Source organism: Streptomyces sp. NPDC056296 (genome assembly GCF_042268605.1).
Classification (GTDB): domain Bacteria; phylum Actinomycetota; class Actinomycetes; order Streptomycetales; family Streptomycetaceae; genus Streptomyces.
In genome coordinates, this window is sequence record NZ_JBHJRX010000137.1 from 1 (window position 1) to 2257 (window position 2257).

The 2257-nt window shown below is 63.0% G+C and carries 4 protein-coding genes; 3 read left to right on the forward strand and 1 reads right to left on the reverse strand.

Annotation, left to right across the window (positions count from 1 at the left end; genetic code table 11):
• Positions 1-109: 109 nt before the first annotated feature.
• Both ACFCZF_RS40785 and ACFCZF_RS40790 read left to right on the forward strand, forming a co-directional pair.
• On the forward strand, positions 110-814 hold the full coding sequence (locus ACFCZF_RS40785) for a hypothetical protein (RefSeq protein WP_376675977.1): 705 nt from the start codon (positions 110-112) through the stop codon (positions 812-814).
• Between the two features lie 285 nt (positions 815-1099).
• Positions 1100-1369 carry a hypothetical protein gene (locus tag ACFCZF_RS40790; protein WP_376675978.1) on the forward strand — a complete coding sequence of 90 codons (270 nt, stop codon included), beginning with the start codon at positions 1100-1102 and terminating at the stop codon, positions 1367-1369.
• On the opposite strand, the gene ACFCZF_RS40795 is transcribed toward ACFCZF_RS40790, so the two are convergent.
• Entirely contained in the window at positions 1351-1935 is a 585-nt protein-coding gene (locus ACFCZF_RS40795) for a hypothetical protein (RefSeq protein ID WP_376675979.1), read from the reverse strand. The two genes, ACFCZF_RS40790 and ACFCZF_RS40795, sit on opposite strands and share 19 nt — an antisense overlap.
• A 150-nt stretch (positions 1936-2085) precedes the next feature.
• Here ACFCZF_RS40795 and ACFCZF_RS40800 point away from each other — a divergent pair.
• Positions 2086-2257 (forward strand): transposase (locus ACFCZF_RS40800; protein ID WP_376675980.1); only part of this gene is annotated, 172 nt, incomplete at its 3' end.

Consider the following 2257-nt stretch of genomic DNA (forward strand, 5'->3'; position numbering starts at 1 on the left):
GCTCCATCACTACAATCACCACCGCCCCCACACCGCAACCGGCGGCAAACCACCCGTCACCAGGTTGACCAACGTCCCTGGGCAGTACAGCTAGTTCGGCCTGCTGTGCGTGCAACGTCTGCTGAAGCCTTCGCGTGGCTTCCAGGTCGGTTGCGGTGTGTGTGATGACGTCATCCAGCTCGGACAGTTCCGACTTCAGGGACCTGATTTCCACCTGTGCCCTGCGCTGGCGCTTGTCATCGTCCACCGGCTGGAAGCACAGATAGCAGGCGTCCTCGTGGTGAGTACGCTTGGGATCGACACTCTGCTCGCAGGCAGGGCACAAGCGGACTGGCAGGGCGTCGAAGACCTCGATGGAGGTCATCAGACGTTCCATTCGACCTACCTCGGCTGTGACCGTGCGAGCCGAGCGGCGGTGTTCCTCAAGGAGATGTTCCAGGTCCGCCATCTCCTCGGTCGCGCGCCTGAGCTGGCTGGTGACGTCCCCGTAGGCAACGGTCAGGGAGGAGTCGTATCCCGCGGGCGCCCCGGCAGGTGTGCTTCCTTCAGTAATGCCTTGGATTTCAGCTGTCAGAGTTCGACGGCGTTCGTGGATGGCATTGAGCTCGCCCTGCAGCTCGCGGCGTGCTGCGGCGACCTGCTCTGCGCTGTGGGTGAGGGGCAGGCCCAGGTTCTGGGAGATAGCGGTGATGGCCTGCAGAGTGCTTTCCCGGACCTCCCTGCTCACGGCCTCGGCCTCGTCTCGACGCCGTTTCGCCTGTGCGAGCTCGAAGTCCCGGTTCGCCTGGGCGGTTCGGGATTGGGCGAATCCTAGGAGCTGGCTGACGACGGCACGCCGGACGAACTCATGCTCCTTGTTCGCGAAGCTCGTCCAGGAGTCCTCGTTTCGGTAGAAGTGACGCATGGTGTTGCGGAAGGACAGGGGAACCTGTTCAGTGGCCGCAGCCGGATGAAGCCCCTTGGGCATGCGCAGGTTGGGCCATCCCAGTTCACCCAGGATCCAGTCAGAGAATTCGGCGGCTGTGATCTCCGAGTCGTCGATGCTGACTTTTCCCATCCGTCCCTGCGTGAGGTATCTGGTGAGGGTGTGGGGCTGGCCATGGATCCTGAGGTCCGTGCTGACCTCCACATGCTCATCGGCGACCGCCGCTTTGAGAGCTTCGGCGGGACTGTCCCGGTCACCGAGGCAGTAGTCGATCACTCGGAGTGTCGTGGTCTTGGAGCTGTTGCGTACGCCAGTGAGGATGTTGAGCTTGCTGGACTCGAAGGCATATTCGTCGAACTCGCCGCTTGGGTGTACGAGCGTGACTTTGGCGATCCGAAGCCCGCGCTCGGATGTGCTGGGCTCGCTCATGGGCGGATCTCCTGATGGAAAGTCGCGTTGCCGACCTCGTCCGGAAACAGGTCGTAGATGAGGTTCTTCAGGTCGGTGCCTGACATGTCCGCCAGGTTGCCCTGCATGGCTCGGCATCGCTGGACCAAGGGCTGGAACTGCTCCATCGCCGTGAGCTGGGCCGCCGTCGTCTTACCGGCGGCCGTGAGCTTCACCCGCTCAGGGTTATGGCTGACGGTGATGGTTGCGAGGCCGCGGGCGGTGAGAAAGGACAGAAACTGACGGTAACGGTGGTCCCAGGGGCCGTACCGGTATCGCACCATTGGCGCCTCGATCTCGGAGGTGTCCGGAGCGACGAACACTTCTGGCCGACCAACTCTGCCCGGCAGCAGAGCGGCGTGTGCTCGTTCCAGGAATCCGGGGTAGCGCAGGAAGAAGTCGAGTTTCGCGAACTTCGTGCGCCCTTCGATGTACGGCCCCGGGCTCTGACCGCACAGGTGGATGAGCAGCAACAGGCGCGAGGCATGGAAATCGACCGAGTCGTCGGGATCCCATGCCCTATGGAGGGGCGGCACGACCTTGCTGCCGATTTTATGAGGCATCTTCGTACCTGTTTTGGCAGCGTGCGGTGATGTCGCTCAGCACAGCCAGAGCCTGACTGAGGTCTACCGCTCCAGAGACCACTTGGGCCTTGACCCCTGATGTTGGACACACGAGACACTGGATCCTGAGGATCTGAGGACGGACATCTCGTGGTCATGAAGAACTATCCGCCGGAGTTCAAGGTGGACGCGGTGGCGCTGTACGAGTCGCGGCCCGAAGCGACGATCAGGTCGGTCGCCGCCGATCTGGGGATCAACCCGGAGACCTTGCGGAACTGGGTGAGGGCGGCCGGAGTGAGCCGTCCCCGGGGCCGACGGACGC

Bases quoted from the DNA above. Each gene is read 5' to 3' on its own strand.
- ACFCZF_RS40790 (WP_376675978.1), top strand. From the start codon at position 1,100: ATGGATCCTGAGGTCCGTGCTGACCTCCACATGCTCATCGGCGACCGC.
- ACFCZF_RS40795 (WP_376675979.1), bottom strand. From the start codon at position 1,935: ATGCCTCATAAAATCGGCAGCAAGGTCGTGCCGCCCCTCCATAGGGCA.